24 protein-coding genes are annotated in these 21,458 nt (G+C 42.3%); all 24 read right to left on the bottom strand.

Features of this window, described 5'->3' with window-relative positions; all coding sequences use genetic code 11:
- Positions 1-41: 41 nt before the first annotated feature.
- The gene (locus GM418_RS19725; RefSeq protein WP_158868958.1) at positions 42-482 is read right to left on the bottom strand and encodes a rhodanese-like domain-containing protein; all 441 of its coding nucleotides are present in this window, start codon (positions 480-482) and stop codon (positions 42-44) included.
- Positions 483-505: 23 nt separating this feature from the next.
- A complete protein-coding gene (locus GM418_RS19720) occupies positions 506-841 on the bottom strand; it encodes a hypothetical protein (RefSeq protein WP_158868957.1) in 336 nt (111 codons plus the stop codon).
- A 24-nt stretch (positions 842-865) separates the two neighbouring features.
- On the bottom strand, positions 866-1,555 hold the full coding sequence (locus tag GM418_RS19715; RefSeq protein ID WP_158868956.1) for a hypothetical protein: 690 nt from the start codon (positions 1,553-1,555) through the stop codon (positions 866-868).
- A 7-nt stretch (positions 1,556-1,562) separates the two neighbouring features.
- A complete protein-coding gene (locus GM418_RS19710) occupies positions 1,563-2,591 on the bottom strand; it encodes a type II glyceraldehyde-3-phosphate dehydrogenase (protein WP_158868955.1) in 1,029 nt (342 codons plus the stop codon).
- 12 nt (positions 2,592-2,603) lie between these two features.
- Complete coding sequence (locus GM418_RS19705) at positions 2,604-3,821, bottom strand: MFS transporter (protein WP_158868954.1); 1,218 nt, start codon at positions 3,819-3,821, stop codon at positions 2,604-2,606.
- A gap of 45 nt (positions 3,822-3,866) precedes the next feature.
- On the bottom strand, positions 3,867-4,931 hold the full coding sequence (locus tag GM418_RS19700) for a class I fructose-bisphosphate aldolase (protein WP_158868953.1): 1,065 nt from the start codon (positions 4,929-4,931) through the stop codon (positions 3,867-3,869).
- A gap of 30 nt (positions 4,932-4,961) precedes the next feature.
- A complete protein-coding gene (locus GM418_RS19695) occupies positions 4,962-7,037 on the bottom strand; it encodes a copper-translocating P-type ATPase (RefSeq protein WP_158868952.1) in 2,076 nt (691 codons plus the stop codon).
- 52 nt (positions 7,038-7,089) lie between these two features.
- Positions 7,090-7,506 carry a rhodanese-like domain-containing protein gene (locus tag GM418_RS19690; RefSeq protein WP_217447538.1) on the bottom strand — a complete coding sequence of 139 codons (417 nt, stop codon included), beginning with the start codon at positions 7,504-7,506 and terminating at the stop codon, positions 7,090-7,092.
- Positions 7,507-7,851: 345 nt separating this feature from the next.
- Positions 7,852-8,052: an SHOCT domain-containing protein gene (locus tag GM418_RS19685; protein ID WP_158868950.1), complete on the bottom strand. Its 201-nt coding sequence runs from the start codon at positions 8,050-8,052 to the stop codon at positions 7,852-7,854.
- 44 nt (positions 8,053-8,096) lie between these two features.
- Positions 8,097-8,855, bottom strand: a complete 759-nt coding sequence (locus GM418_RS19680; protein ID WP_158868949.1) for an SDR family NAD(P)-dependent oxidoreductase — start codon at positions 8,853-8,855, stop codon at positions 8,097-8,099.
- A 97-nt stretch (positions 8,856-8,952) separates the two neighbouring features.
- The gene (locus tag GM418_RS19675) at positions 8,953-9,339 is read right to left on the bottom strand and encodes a DUF302 domain-containing protein (protein ID WP_158868948.1); all 387 of its coding nucleotides are present in this window, start codon (positions 9,337-9,339) and stop codon (positions 8,953-8,955) included.
- Positions 9,340-9,344: 5 nt separating this feature from the next.
- Positions 9,345-9,572, bottom strand: coding sequence for a thioredoxin family protein (locus GM418_RS19670; RefSeq protein ID WP_158868947.1), 228 nt, complete (start codon positions 9,570-9,572; stop codon positions 9,345-9,347).
- Between the two features lie 43 nt (positions 9,573-9,615).
- A complete protein-coding gene (locus tag GM418_RS19665) occupies positions 9,616-10,956 on the bottom strand; it encodes an IS4 family transposase (protein WP_217447537.1) in 1,341 nt (446 codons plus the stop codon).
- A gap of 182 nt (positions 10,957-11,138) precedes the next feature.
- The gene (locus tag GM418_RS19660) at positions 11,139-11,360 is read right to left on the bottom strand and encodes an SHOCT domain-containing protein (RefSeq protein ID WP_158868945.1); all 222 of its coding nucleotides are present in this window, start codon (positions 11,358-11,360) and stop codon (positions 11,139-11,141) included.
- Positions 11,361-11,378: 18 nt separating this feature from the next.
- Positions 11,379-12,029 (bottom strand): Spy/CpxP family protein refolding chaperone, encoded by a 651-nt coding sequence (locus GM418_RS19655; protein WP_158868944.1) that lies wholly within the window; start codon positions 12,027-12,029, stop codon positions 11,379-11,381.
- A 94-nt stretch (positions 12,030-12,123) separates the two neighbouring features.
- A complete protein-coding gene (locus GM418_RS19650; RefSeq protein WP_217447536.1) occupies positions 12,124-12,747 on the bottom strand; it encodes a class I SAM-dependent methyltransferase in 624 nt (207 codons plus the stop codon).
- Positions 12,737-13,369, bottom strand: coding sequence for a DUF2231 domain-containing protein (locus GM418_RS19645; protein WP_158868943.1), 633 nt, complete (start codon positions 13,367-13,369; stop codon positions 12,737-12,739). The genes GM418_RS19650 and GM418_RS19645 overlap by 11 nt, the downstream gene beginning before the upstream one ends.
- Before the next feature lie 70 nt (positions 13,370-13,439).
- Positions 13,440-15,038: a multicopper oxidase family protein gene (locus GM418_RS19640; RefSeq protein WP_158868942.1), complete on the bottom strand. Its 1,599-nt coding sequence runs from the start codon at positions 15,036-15,038 to the stop codon at positions 13,440-13,442.
- Positions 15,039-15,267: 229 nt separating this feature from the next.
- Entirely contained in the window at positions 15,268-17,844 is a 2,577-nt protein-coding gene (locus GM418_RS19635; protein ID WP_158868941.1) for a TonB-dependent receptor, read from the bottom strand.
- A 5-nt stretch (positions 17,845-17,849) separates the two neighbouring features.
- Complete coding sequence (locus GM418_RS19630; RefSeq protein WP_158868940.1) at positions 17,850-18,710, bottom strand: FecR family protein; 861 nt, start codon at positions 18,708-18,710, stop codon at positions 17,850-17,852.
- A gap of 1 nt (position 18,711) precedes the next feature.
- Positions 18,712-19,233, bottom strand: coding sequence for an RNA polymerase sigma factor (locus GM418_RS19625; RefSeq protein ID WP_246222745.1), 522 nt, complete (start codon positions 19,231-19,233; stop codon positions 18,712-18,714).
- Between the two features lie 61 nt (positions 19,234-19,294).
- Positions 19,295-20,392: a hypothetical protein gene (locus GM418_RS19620; RefSeq protein WP_158868939.1), complete on the bottom strand. Its 1,098-nt coding sequence runs from the start codon at positions 20,390-20,392 to the stop codon at positions 19,295-19,297.
- Positions 20,393-20,580: 188 nt separating this feature from the next.
- The gene (locus GM418_RS19615) at positions 20,581-20,790 is read right to left on the bottom strand and encodes a GDCCVxC domain-containing (seleno)protein (RefSeq protein ID WP_158868938.1); all 210 of its coding nucleotides are present in this window, start codon (positions 20,788-20,790) and stop codon (positions 20,581-20,583) included.
- Positions 20,771-21,430: a cation diffusion facilitator family transporter gene (locus GM418_RS19610; RefSeq protein WP_158868937.1), complete on the bottom strand. Its 660-nt coding sequence runs from the start codon at positions 21,428-21,430 to the stop codon at positions 20,771-20,773. Before GM418_RS19610 ends, GM418_RS19615 begins: the two co-directional genes overlap by 20 nt.
- Positions 21,431-21,458 lie beyond the last annotated feature (28 nt).

Genomic DNA, 21,458 nt, shown 5'->3' with positions numbered 1-21,458 from the left:
ATTTTAAAGGTTGTTGAAATATCATAATCACGGAATCTCCATCATTTTTTGCCCGAACGGATAGTCTTCGATGGTGGGTTGTTAATTAACTCATAACCCGCTGTTTTCCATGCTTTCATGCCGCCTTTTAAATTGTAAATATTTGAATATCCCTCGTCCGCAAGTTTTTCTGAGGCAATGGTACTCATACGGTCGCTCCGGCAGTACAACACAATTTTTTGATCTTTTGCGGGCAGTTTTTCCAGGTGTTCTATAATTTCATCGTAAGGAATTAATATATCCGTTTTGGGAATTTCCCCGGCATACGGGATGTGTACATTCACAAGTATGAAATCTTTCTTCTCCATCATTTCATGAAGTTGAGACGCTGAAATTTTATTCACGCCCTCACCCTCCTGCAATTTTTCGGATGCTCTATTTCCAGCATAAAGCAGCGTAAACGAAACCATAAAAACAATAAATGTTGGAATAATCTTTTTCATATTAACCTCCTTTTAAACATTTTTTATTGATAGATTAAATCGCCATAGCCCCAAATTAAAGTACCAATAAGAATATTGAAATTAGCAACGGTTTCGAGATATCCATAACTTTTGGTGGGGTGGATTTTTTCAAGATTTGCCTTTTTGCCCGCAGCCAACTTTCTCAACTGCTGGTGATGGTATTCATTCCTGCCTTTTAACAACATCTGTTTTGCCACAACAGTAATGAGCACCATCATCGATCCTGACCTTGAAAACAGTGAATTCGCCATTCGCATTTGAAGATAGTATGAAACTAAGACCACCAGCCATGCGGATATTAAAACCAAGGTTGGCTTAAGATTGTTTGTTTTATTCATGATGGTTTTTTGGTAACTTTCAAATTAAAATTCTTTACCGATTGCATTGTAATTCACTATAAAAAAACTGCCACTTTTGTTTTGGAACTTTTGTCTCATCAAAAATTTTTCCGCATTCAGCATTTCAATAACTTCGTATTGAATCGACTTCACACGAATGCCCCACAAATAGGCTTCAACTGTCAAGTCAGATGTAAGGATATAATTACCGGTTTCCATTTCAAGGCTCCTGTTTTTTATCGAAATCCGGTTTTTAGAACCAAAAAAACCTAAAAGCCCCGATTTAACAGACATCTCAACACTGAGGTCATTTAACTTTTTAGCATTGTCTGAAAAATCATATAGTTCTTTAAACTCCGGCGATGAAGTTTCGATGACATATTCTGCGTCATTTTGCCGGGCGAACGGGAAAACAGTGACAAGGACATTCGATTCGTCCGGCTTACAAACATAATCAGTGGTATAACTGTCGGTTAGCTTGTCCTTTTTATCAAATAACGAAACCCTGATTTTCACGGATAAAAATCCATCCACCGTATCCAGGTTACTGATTGAGAACTTTTGTTTCGAAATTTGGTCGCCTGCTTCATTATAGCCCTTACGGATAATATCCCTGCCTGCAATTTGTTCAATGAGCATATTGTCCTGCCCCTGGCATATCCTGACCCATGCCAGCAAAATCATCGCTATAATAAGGTACTTAATTCTGAACATCCTGTCCTTAAAAATCCTGCCGTATCCCCAGGCTTTTATTGGTCTTCCTAATAGAATTTTCGAAATCTTTTTCTATTTCGGTCATTGCCCTGATGGCATCAATGGTTTCAGGAATTACAATGGCCTGGTTGTCCACCACGTAAGCATAAAACAATTCATCGCCTTGCACTTTCAACATGTCCTCCCACAGGGCCACTTCGTACATATCACCATAAGGCCTGTTCAACGCCATCATCAGCTCTTTGATGGCATTGTTGGCCGAAAGCCCGTCACCGTAGTTGATAAAGGCAACACGGGTGGATGTGCGAAAAGCATCCAGCACTTCCTCTTTACTTGCTTCCCTGGTGAGTTGTACATTCCAGTAATGCAAATGGCTTAGGGTTTCCGGGACTTTAACGGCCGCGGTTATTACATCCAGATCGGGATCGACCGTCTGTGCATCGGGCCCCTGATGGCTGGGGATTTCCTTTTCGGGCACCAGCGTGTTCATTATCCCGTTCAGGTGGCTTTCCCATGGATCGGTTGCCCGGCGGAGCAGTGTCCCCCTTGCTTTTTTCAACAGCCCCGCATTTTTCAGGGCGGTAAGCGTGCGTACAATAGATGTTGTATTGCATGATACAACCCGCGTTGACTCCCGTCCCAATGCCGTTTCATAATTGTTTTCGGCGCTGAAAGAGTGCCCGGTTGTTTCGTGTTTTTCCCCGCCCTGAACAATAAATTTCAGGTTGGCTTCCTTGTATTTCTCAATATTTTTGGCAGCGATTTTCTTCGGGGTGCAATCCACAATAATATCTGCTTGCTTTATCAGATCGGAAAGGATGCCGTGTACCTGTATATCTGCATTTTCCATTTGCTTTCTGAAGTCGTCATTAAAAGCAAATACCGGGTATCCCCTTTGTACGGCTATTTTTATCCGCCAGTCGGTAATAATATCGCAAACCCCGGCCAGTTCCATATCGTCCTGTAAGGCAACGGCTTCCGCTACTCGTTTTCCAATTACGCCATATCCGTTGATGGCTACTTTTACTTTTTTCATTTTTTTAAGATTTTATTTTTTGTTAAATTGAATAAATGCCACTAAAACAAGAAGGCCACCTGCAATATAAAAAGGGGCGCTTCTATTCAAGGTATAAATAGCTGTTCCCAATAAGGGGCCGCCAATTTGCCCGATTCCGCTAAAGGAAGATTGCATCCCCAAAGCCCAGCCCGAAGATTCACGTTCCTGCAGGGAAATAAGGGCAATAAGGTTGGGAATGACCAACGATGTGCCCAAACCGAAAAGCGCTATGGCTGTGATAAGGAACCAGTTGTCCTGGCCCCAAACAAATAACATCAAAACTGCCCCGGCTATCAGGAACCCATATAATATCTGTTTTTTAATGTTTCGGAAAATTAACGGGCCCCATTTTGCAATTACGGGCTGTAAAATGGCCATTACAAGGCCACAAACCAACAACCCGATACCGATAAATGAAGCCGAATAATTTCTAACATCCTTACCATAGAGAATAAAAACAGACTCAAATAAAGTTATTGCAAATTGTATGATCAATGATAATATCAGTAATTCGCCCATACTTTTCCATTTCCCTTTCGGGAATATTTGAAAAGTCAGGTTTCGCCGCGCAGTTGCAGGTACTCTTTTTGTGCGTTTCAAAACAAACAGGGAAGCCACCAGGGTGATGACGCCTAAAATAGCGAGAGCCAGAAAGGGCACACTAAAACGGTCAATCATCCAGTGGCCGGACTGCCATCTGAAATGCAGGTTGTTATTGATGAGCAAGCCGCTTATACCGGGTCCGGTAATTACACCGGCACTTGCGGCAGTTCCTGCCCAGGCTATGGCCCGGGTGCGTTTTTCTTTGGTAGTAATGTCGCTGATGTAAGCGTTGACCACCGGTACCAGAAAAGAAGAAAGCAGGCTGCCCAAAATTCTCGCGGCGTAAAGCATGATGAGGTTGGTACTAAAGGCAATCATAATTTGCATAAGCGAGTAACCTCCAAGTCCAAGGATAATAAGCGCCCTGGGACCTGTCCGATCGGAAACCTTCCCCCAAAAGGGCGCTGTGAATACCAGGGCAAAGGGATAAATAGCCGTGAGTATACTAAAATGGAAGGATATGTCGGTATTACCGTTCCCGGCAGATGCTACCAGCCGTTCGATAAAAAAGGGCAGCACCGGTAACAAAATCCCGTAACCGGTCATTACCACAAACAAACAGACCAGTAAAACGATAAATTTTTTATTTAGCAATAAGTTACTCATTGGCTAAGATCTCTTTTTTTTGTTTAATAGGTTGTTTCCATGAAATCATGCAATGGTAATATCTTCTGAAAGATAAACATCCTGTATGATATTCAGTAATTGGACACCTTCCTTAAACGGGCGTTGGAAAGCCTTTCTTCCTGAAATCAGCCCGGTACCCCCCGCTCTTTTGTTGATCACGGCAGTGCGCACTGCCTCCGCAAAATCGGACGCTCCTGAAGAGGCGCCCCCCGAATTGATCAAACCGATTTTTCCCATATAGTTGCTGATCACTTGGTAACGGCATAAATCAATAGGGTGATTGGTGGCAAGCTTATCATACATCGCCGGATCAGTTTTTCCAAATTTGAGATCACGGAATCCTCCATTAGTTTCAGGAAGTTTTTGTTTGATCAGGTCGGCCTTAATGGTTACACCAATATGGTTAGCCTGTCCGGTAAGATCGGCTGCGGTGTGGTAATCCCTGTCTACTGTTTTAAAGGCACTGTTTCGTGTATAACACCACAAAATAGTTCCCATTCCCAGCCCGTGTGCCTCCTCAAAAGCCTCCGACACTTCCTGTATCTGACGGTTGGCCTCTGCAGAGCCAAAGTAAATAGTGGCTCCAACAGCCGCCGCCCCCAGGTTCCAGGCCTCGCGTACCGACCCAAACATAATCTGGTCGTAGGTGTAGGGATAGGTCAATAATTCGTTGTGGTTTATTTTTACTATAAAGGGAATTTTATGCGCATATTTCCGGGCATGTAACGCCAGACCCCCAAAGGTAGTGGCCACTGCGTTGCACCCGCCTTCAATTGCCAGTTTGATGATATTTTCAGGGTCGAAATACATCGGGTTTGGAGCAAAAGAGCTGCCTGCTGTATGCTCAATACCCTGGTCAACAGGCAATATTGACAGGAAACCGGTACCGCCCAGCCTGCCATGATTATAAATAGAAGCGAGGCTTTTCAGCACTTGTACGCTGCGGTCGCTTTCTGTAAAAACTTTGTCGAGAGAATCAGGACCGGGAAGCGTAAGCTGGTCTACTGTTACTGTTTTACACTTATGTGTTAATAAATCATCCCGGGAATCACCCAGGTATTCTTTGATTTTTTCTATCCTGTTTATCATATTTTGCTGCTTTCTTTAAAATAGTTGTTGTTATTTTTTCATTTTACGTTTTAAGAATTGCGCATTGATGGCAACAATGATGGTGCTCAAGCTCATGAATACAGCACCGACAGCAGGTCCCAACACAAAGCCCGCAGAGTATAAAACACCTGCGGCCAGTGGGATGGCCACAGTATTATACCCGGTAGCCCAAATAAGGTTTTGGATCATTTTGTTGTAGGTCGCTTTACCAAACAAGATCAGGTTGGCAATATCTTTTGGATTGCTGTTTACAAGAACGATATCGGCAGTTTCAGCCGCTATATCCGTTCCCGATCCTACTGCAATGCCTACATTGGCTTGTGCCAGCGCCGGTGCATCGTTTACGCCGTCGCCGGTCATGGCCACAAACTCGCCCTTGCCCTGCAGATCTTTTACAATCTCCACCTTATTGTGGGGTAAAACTTCAGCGAAATAACCATCCAACCCGAGTTCGGATGCAACCGCTTTGGCCACCCTTTCGTTATCGCCGGTAGCCATAAATGTCTTGATATTGTTATCTTTAAATGTCTTGATGGCTTCCCTGCTTTCGGGGCGAATGGCATCTGACAGCGCTATATAACCCGTAATCTTTTCATCAACAATCACAAACACCACTGTTTCCGCCTCGCTTGAAACGGAACCTTCGGGCATTTCCCAGTTTTTCTCTTTTAAGTAACCGGGGCTTACTACTTTCACCTGCTTTCCTTCAACCCGGGCTTCAACGCCTTTTCCGGTGATGGCATTGAACTTTTCAGCATTAGGGATACTGACTTTCAATTCTTTCAGTTTATTTATAATGCCAACGGCAATCGGGTGTTCCGAGTTTTGCTCCAAAGCGCCGGCCAGGCGGAACATTTCTTCTTTTTTTATTGCTTTGTTTATCGATTCATACCTGGCAACGCCGAAAACACCCGTTGTCAATGTTCCTGTTTTATCAAACAAAAGTGTAGTGATTTTTCTTGATTCTTCAAAAGCAGTACGGTTGCGTATCAGCAAGCCGTTTTGTGCCGACACGGCCGTTGAAATAGCCACCACCAGCGGTATGGCCAGGCCCAGTGCGTGCGGACAGGCAATAACCATGACCGTGACCATCCGTTCCAGGGCAAAAACAAAATCGTAGCCAAGCAACAGCCACACGGTTAAAGTTCCAAAACCAATGGTAAGGGCAATGTAAGTAAGCCATTTAGCCGCCCTGTCGGAAAGGTTCTGCATTTTTGACTTGCTTTTTTGTGCCTCTTCAACCATTTTTATCACCTTATTAAGGTAACTGTCCTTGCCGGTGCCCACAACCTTTACTTTCAACGATCCGTTGCCATTAATGGACCCCCCGATCACTTTATCGTCCTTTTCCTTTTTTACCGGTTTTGATTCGCCTGTAAGCATCGACTCGTTCAGGTAACTGCTGCCATCCACGATAATCCCGTCAGCCGATACTTTCTCTCCGGGTTTGATAAGGATGATATCATTTTTTTGGAGTTCTTCCAGTTTTACATCTTCCACCTGATCGCCTTTCACCCGGTGTGCCTCGGCAGGCATCATGCTTACCAGCAGTTGAAGGGCTTTTGATGCCCCCAGTACCGATTTCATTTCCAGCCAGTGGCCCAATAACATGATGTCGATCAATGTAACAAGCTCCCAGAAAAAATCTTCTCCTTTAAGTCCAAATACAGTCGCAGCACTGTAAAAATAAGCGACAGAAATAGCCATTGATATCAATGTCATCATTCCGGGGCCTTTGGCTTTTATCTCCTCATAAAACCCTTTTAGAAAAGGCCAGCCTCCCCAGAAATAAACAAAGGTAGAAAGGATCAGCAGAATATATTTGTTGCCCGGGAGTAGCCACTGGTAACCCAAAAAATTCTGGATCATGGTTGAGAAAACCAGGATTGGGATTGAAATGATGGTTGAAACCCAGAACCGTTTGCGAAAATCCCGGATCATCATGGCATGGTGATCGTGCGACCCGCCACCCTGCCTGCCGTGATTACCGTCTTTATGCTTGTGCCCGTCATGATGTTCGTGTTCTTCATGATGCTCATGCGCCTTGTGGTTTCCGGGCTCCTGATGATTGTGTTGCTTATCCATTTCGCTTCATTTTAATTTATCAGATGATATTTTTCCTGCTTTAATATTTGGGTTACTGTTTTTTGTTTTCCAACGGCAACCCCAGCGTTACCCAATCGTGCATGCCGCCGCGATAGTACAGTATTTTTTCGGGTGGGAAACCGGCCTCCAGTAAATTGTGGATTGCCCAAGGGGACTGCGGACATTGCGGTCCGTTGCAAAAAAAGATGGACGGCTGGCCGCGGTCCAGTTCGCCCATTCTTTCGGTTATTTCATTGTGCGGGATGTTCTTTGCACCGAGGATGGTGGAAACATCATAAAAACCGGGAGTCCGGGCATCGATAATCGGGAGCCCTTTTTCCCGGAATTCATTTACTTCTATTTCATCTATGGTGCGCACACCTTTTGCAACCTGCATAGGCTGTATTATTCCCCAGGTGGTATCTACATTTACCAGGCCCTTTTCGCCTTTTACCGGCTGTGGTACCATTTGTGTTTCGTCTCTTTTGGTCGGACGTTTTTCATTGATATCCATATTTTGATTTTTTTATAATGATGTTTCAATTCTGTAATATTTGGCTATTCCCCTGCATGTTAACCGATTCCACATTCCCAACCACAATTAACAGGGGCGATGATTTTAATTTATAGGTCTTAATTAATTCCGGGTGGTCTTCAAAGTACATCACTTCGTATTGTAATCCGGCATCCTGCAATTGTTCTTCAGGTTTTGGCCGGTGTGTGCATATTTTGGTAGCTGCTATTATAATTTCTATTGTTCTTTTTTTTCATTCTCTTTCCTGTCCCCCTCTTTGGGAGGGGTTAGGGGGGGTTCTTATAAATCCTTTTTACGTTCTTCAAATTCCTGTTTATCAATTTCTCCTTTGGCATAACGCTCTTTTAAAATATCGAGTGCCGATTTGCCGGAGCTTTGGTTAGCGCTGTTGTTCCTGTTGAACCTTTGCCCCAACGGCCAGATAGCAGCGATCAGCACAACAATGCCTATTATCCACCATAAGCCCATTCCTCCCATCATAATTTCCTCCTTTCTTTTTTATAATTGTTCCGATTTTGCATCATTTACGCGTTCATCCCTCCATCAATCACCTGCGTGGTACCGGTTATGAACTGACTGTCATCACCGGCAAGAAACAGTACCGCTTTTGCGATTTCTTCGGGTTTGGCATAGCGGCCCAACGGAATGGTCTGTTCGAAGCCTTTTTTTGCTTCATCACCCTTTCCGGGCGCAAAGCCGTTTTCGAGTGAACGCATCATTCTGTTATCCACAGGCGAAGGATTAATGGTATTGACCCTGATCTTTTTTTCTGCCACTTCATAAGCCAGGCTTCGCATCAAACCTATTATAGCGTGTTTGCTGGCTACATAAGCACTTACATTGGGAGTGCCGCTCAGGCCGGCAACCGATGAACTCAAAATGATGCTTCCACCATCGGCCATAAGCGGAACAATATATTTATTGCCCGACCATACTCCTTTCACATTCACCGCCATCACTTTGTCAAACTCATCCTCAGGATAGTCGGTTACCGGTTTTACTACCCCTTCGATACCTGCGTTGTTGAAAAAAATATCCACACTGCCAAGGGTTTTTTTCGCTTCTTCGGCGTAGCGCTTCACATCATCTGTGTTTGATACATCTGCTGCGCACCAGGATACATTTTCATTTCCCAGTTCCGCTGCTGTTTGTTCCAAAGCCTTTTCGTCCAGGTCAACCAAAAGAACTTTTGCACCTTCTTCTAAAAACAGGGCGGCGGTTTCTTTTCCAATGCTTCCTGCGCCACCGGTGATGACGGCTGTTTTATTTTCAAGTTTTTTCATGATATCCAAGTTCTTACATTTTAAAATTTATATTCAACTATCTTATAGCATTAATATTTAAATGTTTGAAGGGATAGGTAACCTCCGTGCAATAAATTTATAACGCATGAATCACCCGTTGCAATTTTTCTTCTATTTCATTGGCCACTTCGGTTAAATCGCGGTTGTCAACGGCCAGCATTGAAGCCACCGGGTTAACCGCGGCCACTTCTGTTTTTCCATCATCCAGTTCCTGAACAATTACATTGCAGGGTAGCATGGTACCGATTTTGTTTTCATATTGAAGGGCCTGAAAAGCTTTTGGAGGGTTGCACGCACCCAATATCTTATATCTTCTGAAATCAACATCCAGTTTTTCCTTTAGTTTTTCGTGAATATCAATTTCTGAAAGCACGCCAAAGCCTTCCTTTTTCAATTCTTCTGTTACTTTTTCTACGGCTTCGTCGAAACCGTACTCTGTTGTTTTTTCAATGTAATACTTCATGTCAATCAATTATTATTTTTCAATTCTGTAATTTGGCTATGTTCCGGCATCCCAACCGATTCCACTTTATTATCCACAATTAAAAGGGGTGATGTTTTTAATTTATATGTATCTATTAATTCCGGATGGTCTTCAAAGTACATCACTTCATATTGTAATCCGGCATCTTGCAGTTGTTCTTCAAGTTTTGGCCGGTGTGTGCATGTTTTGGTAGCTGCTATTATAATTTTCATTGTTCTGTTTTTTTTCATTCTCCTTCCTGTCCCCCTTTTTGGGCTACTCTTTATACACATCTTTATGATACTTAGCTAAAACCAGGCCTTGGTACATTATATTAAATTTAGCAAGGCCTCTTTTCATTGTTATTGGTCCGGGCTTTCCAGTACTTTGATATCCTTTCCAACCTCCCATCCTGGCTATTATCCAGGACATTCTTGCAAGTGAGCCTATTGGGTGGGGGTTCTTTTGTAATTGGGTTTTCCCTTCATATCTGGACTGGCTCACTGTTTCAGCAAATTCTAACTCCTCTTCACTGAAAACTACAGACCCACGAATAAAACACAAGCCATCCCTGTCTTGCCTGAGTTGCAGTATTTTTAATGCTGCCTGCATGGCCATGACCGCTAATTTCTTTAGCCCTTTGCCGCTTTCCAACTGGCTGGATTCAATGTCTATTCCTTGTTGTTTTAGCAGCCGGAACAATTCTTCGATCAACCATCTGGTTTTATACCAGGTGACCATCAGTATCGTTGTCGGTGCATCGGGTACCTGGTGGGTGGTGAGCAACCTCCATAGTATTGGCTTTTCTCCATCAGGAACTGTTGAACTGTTTTCTCTGGCTTCAATGGCGGTAAGCTCAATGTATTCAGGCAAACTCTTGTCGATATGGCTTTTGGGTCGGCTTATTTTTACTTTGCAATACTTAACATCTATAATTGCTTCCCTGCTTTCCCGGTTTTTCCTCTTGTCGCTATGTACCTGAATCTTATAGGTGCCAGATACCGGTTGATCCGATAAATATTCATATAATTTTTTCTTTTCTCCATATAGCCCCCTGTTTTCTTTTGACCGTATCAACAAATCGGAATGTCCCGTTTTTAAGTCAACAAACTCTTGATAGATGTCGCTTTCCCGGTCCCCGATAATAGTAAGATGGGAAACGCTATCTTTTAAAAGTTCGATGCTCTCTTTCCCTGTCGAGATCCACCGATAGGATTCCTTCGTTTCAATGGGTTGGTTTTTATATCCCCGTTGGTGCTTGTCTTGTTTGTCAAACCTACGGTTCCAACAATGGATTGAGGAAAAGCCTAATGGAAAATATCCATTTGTGTCAACAGCCAGCATAGGGTGAAGAAAAAAACCTATATCTGTATTGTTCCCAACCGGGCCCAAATCCTCGTCTGCCAGATGAAAAAAATTCCGGTGCTTCTCATAGTTGATTTCACTCGTGTCCTGCAAGCAGAGGACATGCCTGCCTTTACTTAATTCCTTTACTTTCATTTGGGAACTCTTCTTCAGGGAGAAAAGATTGATGGAGTCATTGTTGAAAAAGCGGCTGTAAGCCATGTTGTCTGCATGGCTATCCGAAAGTTGATTCAATATCGCTGTTTGTCCCATCTCCATTTTTGTTAATATCTCTAGCCCCTTTTTTCGAGACGCTTATCTTGAAACATCCCGTTGTAATCGATTTCTAATTGTTGTGCTTCCATTTCTTTTATTTTGTTATTTGTAGTAAACTAAATTAACACTTTTATTTGTGTATAAAGAGTAGCCTTTTTGGGAGGGGTTAGGGAAGGCTCCTATAAATCCTTTTTGCGTTCTTCAAATTCCTGTTTATCAATTTCTCCTTTGGCATAACGCTCTTTTAAAATATCGAGCGCCGATTTGCCGGGGCTTTGGCCGGGGCTGTTGTTTTGGTTCATTCCCTTAACCACCATCCAAACAATGGCGATTATGATAATAAGCCCGATGATCCACCACCAGCCCATGCCCCAGCCGTGACCTCCAAATCCGTTCATCATACTATTGCTCCTTTCTTGTTAATGGTGTTCTTCATGATCCTGATCCTGTTGCTGGTTCATCATGCCACCCTGGCCCTGGTTCATCATTCCGCCTTTTCCCTGCATCATGCCACCTTTCATCATTCCGCCGCCTTGCATCATTGTATTTTTCAATTGCTCTTTCTGTTCGCTGGTGAGCATTGCTTTCATTTTTCCGGCTGTTTCATAAGCGGCTGTTTTCATGTCGATTTTTGTTTCGGAACAGGCTTCCAATTGGTTTTTAACCTGACTAGCCGAGGCGTTATCTGCCAACAAATTTTTCAGTTTCATCTGTTTTTTACGGAGTTCTGCCTGGTAATCAAGTTGTTGTTTTTTAAACTCGGTTTGCAAATCGAAAAGTTGATTCACCTGGTCATCGGTAAGCGACAGTTGTTGCTGCATGTTGGGCAGGCGGTTTACCATCATGCCGTATTTTTTCATGGGCATGTTTTGGTTCATCATTTGTCCGCACATGGGGCATTTCCCGCTGTTCATCATGCCCTGCATCATTCCTCCTTGCATCATTCCGCTTTTTTGCATCATCATGCCTTGTTTTTGACTCTTTTTGTTGTTCTGGCTCATCATTTGGGCGTTTGCCGTGTAGCCTGCCATAAACAGCAGGGCTGTTACGATAATTACTAACTTTTTCATCTTTTTCATGTCATTAAATTTTAATTGTTTATACAAAGTACGTGAAAACTAATCTTTTATATGTTACACAATTTTTAAAAGATTTTATAGTATTTTATTCTTTTAATTGCTTATTGTTGGATATCCGGATGAGTTTGACAATATCGAGCCATAGGTTTTCAACCTGTATATTTTTGGGTTCAAAACCTGCTTTCAATAAATTATCAACCGTTTCGCGGTTAATATTTGCCCCGTATATATTTAAAGGAATAAAGTTTAAGGCATCCATTAATGGGCCAATTACTTTTTTGTGGCTGCGCACATGTTCAAGCATCAGTATTTTGCCCCCGTTTTTGCACACGCGCCTTATTTCTTTCAAGCCCTGCACGGGGTGGGGAACGGAACAAAATACGCAGGAGGTAACTACCGTATCGAAAGTATTGTCATCAAAACCCATTTGTTCGGCATCCATTTCTAAAAGCTGCGTTTTTGCAGGCCGGTTGGTTTTTTTTCGGACTTTTTCAATCATTTTTTCGCTGAAATCTATCCCGGTCAATTCCACATCTTTCGGGTAATACGGTAAATTTTTACCCGTTCCGATTCCCACTTCCAGGGTTTTTCCGGTGGCTTCGGCCAGCATCTTTTTTCGCCATTTAGCAAAACCTACTTCCATGGGCTGGTCCAGAAAATCATAAATTCTGGCAATGCGGTTATATCGTTTTTTAATTTTATTTGTCATGTTGCTCAATGTAATTTCCGCCGGCACCAACTTCTTCAATAAAAACCATTTGAGAACCGAGGTGTCCTGCCAGGCTTACCGTAAGTGCCGATGCCCCCAAAACGAGAAAAACAATTACTTCAAACCAGGTTTTGCGGTTGGTAAAATGGCTGATGATTTTTAGCACCAGTGCAATAGCCGCCAACCAAATGGTGAGAAAAGCGTAATATTCATGTGTTTCAAAAACTTGTTTTACATTTTCAGGTAGTTCGCTGGTGTGCGGATGAAATACCAGCCCGGCCAGCAACGCACCGATAAACCCGCCGGTGAGCAAAAAGATGGTAACCCAGCTCATTTCTTTTCTGTAAGCAAACAACCCGATGAATTGGGAAAGCAACGCTACCAGCAACAGAACAATAGGAAAATGTACAACCATCGGGTGAAGGTTTGGGAATTCGTCCCAGGAGGCAAAGGTTGAATTTTCAGTAGCTGGGATTTCTTCAGCTTCGGGTAGCCCTTCTTCAACCACCACCGATGTTTCTTCTTTGGCCGAATCGCTATGGGAATGTTCCTGTGCAAGTACAGGAAAACTTAAAAGTAAAATAAGTGTGAACAAGGTGATAATTTTGTCAATTTGTGCCATAATATATTGCTTTTTCCTACCGATTAATACTGGGTTGCAACCCAGTTTTTACTTTCCGTACAGGAGTTGGTTAATCTATTACTTCGTAATTACGCATCATGCCCATATCTTCGTGTTCGAGGTTATGACAGTGATACACGTAAAGTCCGGTGAAATCTTTAAACCGCATGATTATTTTTACTTTCATTCCGGGCAAAAGCAGAAATGTGTCCTGCCAGCCTTCATCCATAAAACCGTCCTTTACCGTTTCCCAAACCGTTCGTTCCATTCCGGAAACATCCCTATCGATAATTTGAAACTGGAGTCCGTGCAGATGGACAGGGTGTGGCATGCGCATCATATCCTGCATCATACCCATTCCCCTGCCATCATCGCCGTTAATAAATTCCCATATTTCTGTGGTGTTAAGTTTTACTTTTTCCCATTCGGCTACCTCGGTCATTCCAAATGTTTCGCCATTAATTACCCACTGCATCCGCTGGTTATAGAAATAAAATTGGCGGGGATTTGCACTGTTTACTGCATCTGCCGGATTAATCGGCGTTATCGTTGAAAGTGTTGAAGGTAATTCCATTTTTTTGCCGGTGTTTTCCGTTACTTTAAAAGCGGCCACATCAAATGCAATCCCATTTTCAACCCCGCCGGGTTGCGTCATTCCGCCCATCATTCCGCGCCCCATCATTCCGCCGCCCATTCCCATCGAAGTTCCGTCGTTAAACGCGAGGCTTTGTAATTGGATTTCGGTTCCGGTATTCTGCCCTGCAAAATCTTTCCATATTTCGGCACGTTGTCCGGGGGCAAGCATCAGGTAAGGTTTTTTAACCGGTTTTTCAAGCAGTCCGCCGTCGGTACCAATTACTGTTACTTCCTCGCCGTCGTCCCAGGCCATTTTATAAATGCGTGAGTTGGAACCGTTGAGCACCCTGAAACGGTATGTGGATTTTGAAACATTAAACGTGGTATCGGGATTTCCGTTCATCAAAATCCGGTTTCCGAGAAAACCCTGCATTTGCCCCATCCGGTTGTTTTGCAAATAAACCAGTTGGTTGTTGTCATCGAAAATCCTGTCCTGGAGAATCAACGGAACATCATATTCGCCGGAAGGCAAATCACTGTTGTTATCTTCTACAATAAACAATCCGGCCAACCCCTGGTACACCTGCGGCCCGGTAATTTTATCGGGGTGCGGGTGGAACCAGTAGGTGCCAGGTTGGTTGTTCACTTCGAATTCGTAAATATATTGTTCGCCGTTTTCTATCGCGTACATGGGGTGCCCGTCCATTTCGGGCGGGATGTGCAACCCGTGCCAGTGAATGACACTTTCGCGCGAAAGCTGATTGTTAAACCGGACACGGATTTTTTGCCCCTTTTGTACGCGTATGACCGGTCCCAAGTAAGAGCCCGGCAATTTTTCAAGCGAACTTTTTTCGCCTTTCAGCAATTTGGGCTGATAGGAATAAACTCTTGTTTGATTGCCAGAAAACAGTTGTAATTCCGATTGTGACGCTGTTAATTCAATATCAACATCCGCTTTAAAATTATCGCTGACCTGATAATTTCCCTGAATTGTTTTTTGCTGGCCATTGGAAGTACAAAAAGCCAATGATGGTAGTAGTGTGGTCAGCGCAACCCCTTTGGCCGAATTTTGTAAAAATTCTTTTCGGTTCATTTTTTTTTGTTTGTGAAGAAGTAAAGAAAAGACCATGCCATAGTGCATTTAATTCCGATAAATATATAAACTTCTTGTATTCAGGTTCTTAGCGGGAGGGGGTAATTAGGGTGGCTAAGTGAGGAAAAAATTCCCCAGTTGTTGGGTAATATTACCAACGAATCAAATGCTAAAACAACGAATGATACCAGGGAACTGAACCAAAGGTTACGATTCTCATGGTTTTATTTCATATTCTCAACGTTAAAAACAAAGTAGGGGTAAAAGGTACAGCTTCCGAATGTACATTTACTATTTCCGAAGTGCCGGATTCAACCCTTCGTAAATTAGAGTATTTTATATTTGCCCTGTTCAATACATTCAGAACGGAAAGCCCTAAATTTCCATAAATTTTGCCTTTGCTGAATTTATAAACTACAGCGGCATCGAGCCTGCTGTAAAAGGGAATTGAGGAATCGTCATCATTAAAGCTTCTCATTATTTCGAAGCCTGAACCATAGACATAATTGGCTGAAAAATAGAAGGATTTCCAATTATAAATTCCGGCGAATTTAAGCTCGTGCCGCTGGTCGTGTGGAGCAAGCCGGTAACGGTTTGAAGGGTCGAACGTAAAATTTTCTTCCACTTTACTTAGGGTATATGAAATCCAGGCTACATTCTTTTTGTATTCTTTTTTTAGGTAAAAATCAATGCCATAACTTCTGCTTTTTCCTGAATAAAAGCCTTCACCGGTTTCCAGGGTCTCATTGTAGTATCGGGTAATCCCGACGGTTTTTTTTAAATAACCTTCAACGCTTAGCAAAAAATCGTTTTTGTTGTATGAAATTCCACCAACCCAATGTTGTGCGTTTAATGCCGGAATTGCCTTTCCGTCACTGGCGCTCCAAAACCAGGAATAATTCAGGTTATTATCAACAAATGATGTTTTAGATATAAACTGGTGATATTGCCCCCATGCAGCATTTAATTTTACGGTTTCGGAAAGGTTAAAGGAAGCGCTCAACCGGGGTTCGTAAAACATTCTACCTGTTTCATTTTCGTAAATCGCGCGCAACCCGGGTTTTACTGTTAATTTTTTGTTTACCGGAATTGTACCCTGGACAAACCCGGTATATTTTTCAGATAAGCCATTCAGGTGGATTAGGTCCTGCCCCTCTTCTTTTCGGTAAAGCAACACATTGTTCTGTTGAAAATCCAACCCTAAGTCGAGCTGAATTCCGTTTATAAAAGAAATTTGATGGAGTATTTTAACGGAAGATTCATCTATTTCATTATCAACCTGTACTATTTCGTTGTTGCTTTGTCCACTTCCATGTCCCATTCCGTGTTCCCCGTTATTTCCCATCATTTCTGATGAGGAGTTGAACTCAGTTGTTTCATTGTCGAACTTAGAATGGCTTATGCTTATTTCAGTTTTGTGCTTGTTTCCCCAAAATTTTGAATAACCAGCTGACGCCCCAAATTGTTTGTTCCTTTCATTATAGTTATTGCCCAACTGAAAATTACCGAACTCTCTCTCGATATCGTAGGAATAACGGTCGCCCCCGCTATAAAACGAAGCTGAAAAGATATCGTCTTTTTCTCCGCGGTATGTATATTTTAAATTGGCATCGCTGAATTTGTAGTCGGGAACCACCAGCACATCAACCATCCCATTGAAATTGTCGTGATTTCCGTTATGCTGATTAGCTGAATTCGACATGTCCCTGTGCCCAAAAATATTTAAATCGTAGGGATTGTAAAGTTCGTAATACGTTTGCCGGTAAGCGCCAACCAGCGTAGATTTCCTGCTCACCGGAATCTCAACCAAAGAATTGACGGTTGAATTATTCACGTTAAGCGTGATTGATGGTTTTGCCCGGTTCCCGTTTTTACCTGTAATCCGGATAATCCCGCCAACCCTGTCGCCATAACCGGCTTCGTAGCCCCCTTTTAAAACAAGGATAGTTTTAATAAGCAGTGGGTTTACAACGCCAATGTTATCATTAAAATTTTTAAGCCCGAAAATTGTAAACCCATCCAGTTCAATTTTGCTTTGACCTTCATAACCTCCCCATACCAGCAAATCTGACGATTGTTCGCCGGATGCCAACACCCCGGGCATTAAACGCAAAACATTGTAAACGGAGTTGTCGCCGTAACCTGGAAGATAGGGCGCAATGGTATGGTTTATTTTCATGTGTCCGGCAGCATCTCCAATCAGGGTAGCCCTTTCAACATCAAATCCTTCCACTTTAACTTCTTTGAGTTGAGTTACCGAGGGTGTAAGTTCAAATTGTTGGTTCAGGCTGCTTGAAAACAACGTATCGTAAACAAAGTAGCCCAGATGCGAAATTTGCATGTTAAAAGAGGTGTCGGCAGAAGCGATAAAATTGAAATTCCCGTTTTGGTCGGACTGCACCTGCCGGTTGTTAATGAGGATGTAAGAAAATGGCAGCGGTTCGTATGTTTCTGCTTCAACCACCTGTCCGCTAATGTTTGTGATTTTATTTTTTGTGTTGGCGGTTGTCTTTCGTGCCGGAAAAATCACAAATACATCTCCGTTTTTTTCGAATTCGAATGGAATCCCTTGCAGCAGGTAGGAAACAACGGCTTCTTTCGTTTCAAATTCCCGGTGAACGGTGATTTTATATTTTGAAAGGGACTTGTCGTCGAATGTGAACTGAAAAGCATATTTATCTCTCAATCCAATAAATACCTCATTAAGCGGCGCCCCGTCGGCATCAATTTTGATTTTCTGGGATTGAGCCGACAAGTTCAAAAAAAGAGATGTGGTAAATAAGACGGACAGAAGTAAATGCCTCACGTTTTTTAATTGTTCTTTATAATTTCGTATTGTTTATCCGATTTTTTTACGTAACTGTACCCAAGCGGTTTACAAACCATTGATAAAACTTTTTCTACATAGGGGCTTTTTTGAAAATTAACAGAAATTGTACCGGATAGTTTATTTTCACTGGTGATTGAAATTCCGTACTGCCGTTCTATTTCTCTAACTACTTCAGTAAACGGGGCAGCATTATAAAGAAATATGTTGTTTCTCCAGGAGAGAATATTCTCCGGTTCGGAAACAAAAACCGGTTCAGACGGGACACCTGCAGAAATCATCGTCTTTTGATTTGGCGCTAAAATAACAAATTCCCCGGAAGGATTACTCACTTTTACTTTTCCGGTTTTACAAAACACCCGGTAGGAATCGTCGCGTGCAAAAATATTAAAAGTTGTTCCCAATACAGTAGTTTTGCCCTGAGTTGAGGTGATTGTAAACTTTTTGCCCTTTTCAACCGAAAAATAACCTTCACCGGAGAATTCAACATTCCGCTGAAAAAACCACCGGTAAGGATAATATTTCAACGTTGTTTGCGCGTTCATTTCAACCGTTGAGCCATCAGGCAACTCTGCAGTTAAATGATTTCCTGCCGGACTGTAAACGGTTTTTGAAAACAAAAAAGCGAACGTTCCAATACCCACCAATAACAAGAATGAAGCTGCGATACTTAACCTTAACATGTTCTGCCTTAGCCCAATCACTTTGGTTTCCGGTTCAGAAATAAGTGTGGCAAATGTCTGGTTGAAAATTGAATCTTTATCTTTATCCCACTCAATTTTTGCCCCTGAAAATAATTTTTCGGTTTCTGAAGCTATTTGCTTTATGTTGTTTTGATGTTCCATTTTAATTCTCAGAGATTAGCGACGTACGTAAATAATTTAAAGCATTTCCCATTCTCTTTTCAACGGCTTTCACACTTAATCCTATCCTTTCCGCAATTTCGCGGTATTGTAGCCCTTCAATCCGGCTCATTAAAAAAACCACCCTTTGGTTATCCGGCATCTTTTCAATTAACGACTCATATTTTTCTTTAAGTTGCTCAAAAGACAGTATTTCCTCGGGAGAATAATCATGATGGTCAAAACCGATGTTTTCAACAATTTTCCGGGTTCTTTTCTGATGATGGTATTGGTTAATGAACAATTCCGAAGCCATCTTAAAAAGCAACCCTTTTATATTGGTTAACTTTATTTTCTCCCTTTTTTCCCACAATTTCAAAAAACTTTCCTGTGCAATATCCGTTGCCAATTCCTTGTCGCCACATCGGTAAAAGATGTAATTACGAATTTCGTCAAAGTTGGCGTCGAATATGTTTTTAAATTCTTCCGGTGTCAATGTAGTAGTCCTAATTAATGGTAATAACAACGTAAGAGATTTGCTTTGGTTCTAAATCATTACAACCAAAGCAAATTCTTTACACCGGCAATCAGCCATTACCACCGTGTCCGTTACCATGACCTTGTCCCATTCCGGATCCGTTGGAGCCGCCTTGCCCCATTCCGGTTCCATGCCCGTTTTCTGATGAAGTTCCATGTCCTGTTCCGGTTTCATTTCCTGTTCCTTGTTGGTTGGAATGTCCCATTCCCATTCCGGTTCCCCGGTAGTTTGCTGCACAATGGTCGTTTTCCGAAAGGATAATTTCCACGGGGTCTTCCCCATTTTTAGCAACTACGGCAACATCGTCACAATCGCCATTACCGTAATCCAGCGTTGCAATAACATTTCCTCCCTGCGATAATTCAATTACTCCTTGCGAGAAATACCTGCAGCCACTTGGTTTGATTAATGGTTCCACAATATCTTTTCTGTAAATGGTTTCCGTCCCGTTTTCGGTAATTGTATTTGTAACGTGCCCGGTAACCTGCATCACATCGTCTGTCTGGTCCAGGTTTGTTTCAGCCCCTTCAATCCATTCCCGTACGATTTCCGATTCGCGGTGAATAGTGGACCCATCCGGCATGGTAATCATTATGTCACCCGTAACTGAATGAACCCCTTCGTTTTGATGGTCGCCTGAAATGTGGATGGTTGTCATTCCGGAAATGCTCATGGAATCTACGGAAAAACCATCGTACGTGATTTTACGCGTAAAACCTTCGCCATTGGGCTCGCCCAAAGTATGGATTATCATGGACCCGCTCATAACCCTTCCGTTGTTGAGCTGTGTTCCCATGCCGTAATTCATAACCAATGAATCGGGATATTGCCCCTGGTTCCCGTGCATCCTGTATTCGGGATGTTGCCCCGTCATGTAGTGCATTGAATTGTTTGAACCCCAATTCATGCCACCGCCGTGCATCATTCCGCCGCCCTGCATTCCGGTCATCATGCCTTCGGCGCCAATAAAAAAGTCACTTTCATAATTCATATCTGCCACTGCATTGTCAACCGAAATTTCGTTTACAACAATTTGAGCCGATTTTTCTTCCAACTCTTCTGCCTGCGAAAATAAATCCTGGTCTTTTTGGCAGGAAACAACGAATACAGAAAGTGCTACTACAATAATTCTAAATAATGTTTTCATATTTCTAAATTTTAAATGTTTTGTCATTCTTTATTAGTACACCCAATAAGTTGTGCCCGACCCTACTTTTTATATTGAAAAAAAACGGATGATTTTTATCATCCATTAAATTTCTGATAAATTTAACTGCAATAACACCTTGAAAAAAAGGATTTTCGCTTTAATTCAATTCGATGTTAGTGACTTTTTCAGCGACAACTTTTATCCGCTTGCACCGGCGGGCATTTTACCGAACCATACGAACAAAACACGCAACAATCTCCCTGCTTTGGTTTTAAAACGGTATGGCAGTTTTCGCATTCATAAAAAAACTGACATGCGTCTTCCGGCATTTCGTCTTCTTTTCGATACCCGCAATTAGGGCAGGTTAATCCACTTTTAGTGATGATAGTGTTCATGTTTATGATTGTTTTGGTCAATATCCAATAAAACCTTTCCCGAATCTTTCAATAGCCCGACCGACCATTTTATAATAACAAAAGAACTGATTAATGCGGCAATGGTATCAATGAAAGGGATATCCCATATCATTGCAGCAGTCAGTCCCAAAATAGCAGAAACACTGGTAAGCGCATCCGCAATTACATGCAAATAGGCCGCCCGGATATTGTGGTCGCTGTGTTCATGCTTATGATGCAGTATGAAAGCACTGGCAATATTTACTATTAAACCAATAATGGCAACCAAAATAGCTTCTTTGTAAACAATATCCACCGGATTGTAAAAGCGTTGGATTGCCTCAATCATTATTACAACTGCAAAAATAAGCAGCATTAAACCACTGCTGTAACCCGAAAGGGAAAGGATTTTATCTGAATTGCCTTTGAACTTTTCGCTTTTGGAAACCCTACGCACGATGATATAAGCAATCCAGCTCAGGCCAATGGCCAACACATGGGAACCCATGTGTATGCCATCGGCCAGTAAAGCCATTGATTTGGTTGTCAGTCCAAAAATAATTTCGACAACCATTGTTACGGCAGTAAGAAGCACTACCCACATGGTTTTATTTTCGTATTTATTCTTTTGCTCTGACATACGGATTTGTATTTACTGTTTTTTTATA

Source organism: Maribellus comscasis (assembly GCF_009762775.1).
Classification (GTDB): Bacteria; Bacteroidota; Bacteroidia; order Bacteroidales; family Prolixibacteraceae; genus Draconibacterium; species Draconibacterium comscasis.
The sequence above is the reverse complement of the archived record's forward strand: the minus strand, read 5'-3'. Positions and strand labels throughout refer to the sequence as shown.

Coding starts and splice junctions, on each gene's coding strand:
- GM418_RS19700 (WP_158868953.1), bottom strand. CDS start 4,931: ATGATAAACAGGATAGAAAAAATCAAAGAATACCTGGGTGATTCCCGG.
- GM418_RS19640 (WP_158868942.1), bottom strand. CDS start 15,038: ATGAACCGAAAAGAATTTTTACAAAATTCGGCCAAAGGGGTTGCGCTG.
- GM418_RS19645 (WP_158868943.1), bottom strand. CDS start 13,369: ATGGCACAAATTGACAAAATTATCACCTTGTTCACACTTATTTTACTT.
- GM418_RS19655 (WP_158868944.1), bottom strand. CDS start 12,029: ATGAAAAAGTTAGTAATTATCGTAACAGCCCTGCTGTTTATGGCAGGC.
- GM418_RS19685 (WP_158868950.1), bottom strand. CDS start 8,052: ATGATGGGAGGAATGGGCTTATGGTGGATAATAGGCATTGTTGTGCTG.
- GM418_RS19715 (WP_158868956.1), bottom strand. CDS start 1,555: ATGTTCAGAATTAAGTACCTTATTATAGCGATGATTTTGCTGGCATGG.
- GM418_RS19620 (WP_158868939.1), bottom strand. CDS start 20,392: ATGAAAACATTATTTAGAATTATTGTAGTAGCACTTTCTGTATTCGTT.
- GM418_RS19670 (WP_158868947.1), bottom strand. CDS start 9,572: ATGAAAATTATAATAGCAGCTACCAAAACATGCACACACCGGCCAAAA.
- GM418_RS19690 (WP_217447538.1), bottom strand. CDS start 7,506: ATGGTACCACAGCCGGTAAAAGGCGAAAAGGGCCTGGTAAATGTAGAT.
- GM418_RS19725 (WP_158868958.1), bottom strand. CDS start 482: ATGAAAAAGATTATTCCAACATTTATTGTTTTTATGGTTTCGTTTACG.
- GM418_RS19610 (WP_158868937.1), bottom strand. CDS start 21,430: ATGTCAGAGCAAAAGAATAAATACGAAAATAAAACCATGTGGGTAGTG.
- GM418_RS19720 (WP_158868957.1), bottom strand. CDS start 841: ATGAATAAAACAAACAATCTTAAGCCAACCTTGGTTTTAATATCCGCA.
- GM418_RS19615 (WP_158868938.1), bottom strand. CDS start 20,790: ATGAACACTATCATCACTAAAAGTGGATTAACCTGCCCTAATTGCGGG.
- GM418_RS19675 (WP_158868948.1), bottom strand. CDS start 9,339: ATGAAGTATTACATTGAAAAAACAACAGAGTACGGTTTCGACGAAGCC.
- GM418_RS19710 (WP_158868955.1), bottom strand. CDS start 2,591: ATGAAAAAAGTAAAAGTAGCCATCAACGGATATGGCGTAATTGGAAAA.
- GM418_RS19695 (WP_158868952.1), bottom strand. CDS start 7,037: ATGGATAAGCAACACAATCATCAGGAGCCCGGAAACCACAAGGCGCAT.
- GM418_RS19630 (WP_158868940.1), bottom strand. CDS start 18,710: ATGGAACATCAAAACAACATAAAGCAAATAGCTTCAGAAACCGAAAAA.
- GM418_RS19665 (WP_217447537.1), bottom strand. CDS start 10,956: ATGGGACAAACAGCGATATTGAATCAACTTTCGGATAGCCATGCAGAC.
- GM418_RS19680 (WP_158868949.1), bottom strand. CDS start 8,855: ATGAAAAAACTTGAAAATAAAACAGCCGTCATCACCGGTGGCGCAGGA.
- GM418_RS19650 (WP_217447536.1), bottom strand. CDS start 12,747: ATGACAAATAAAATTAAAAAACGATATAACCGCATTGCCAGAATTTAT.
- GM418_RS19705 (WP_158868954.1), bottom strand. CDS start 3,821: ATGAGTAACTTATTGCTAAATAAAAAATTTATCGTTTTACTGGTCTGT.
- GM418_RS19660 (WP_158868945.1), bottom strand. CDS start 11,360: ATGATGAACGGATTTGGAGGTCACGGCTGGGGCATGGGCTGGTGGTGG.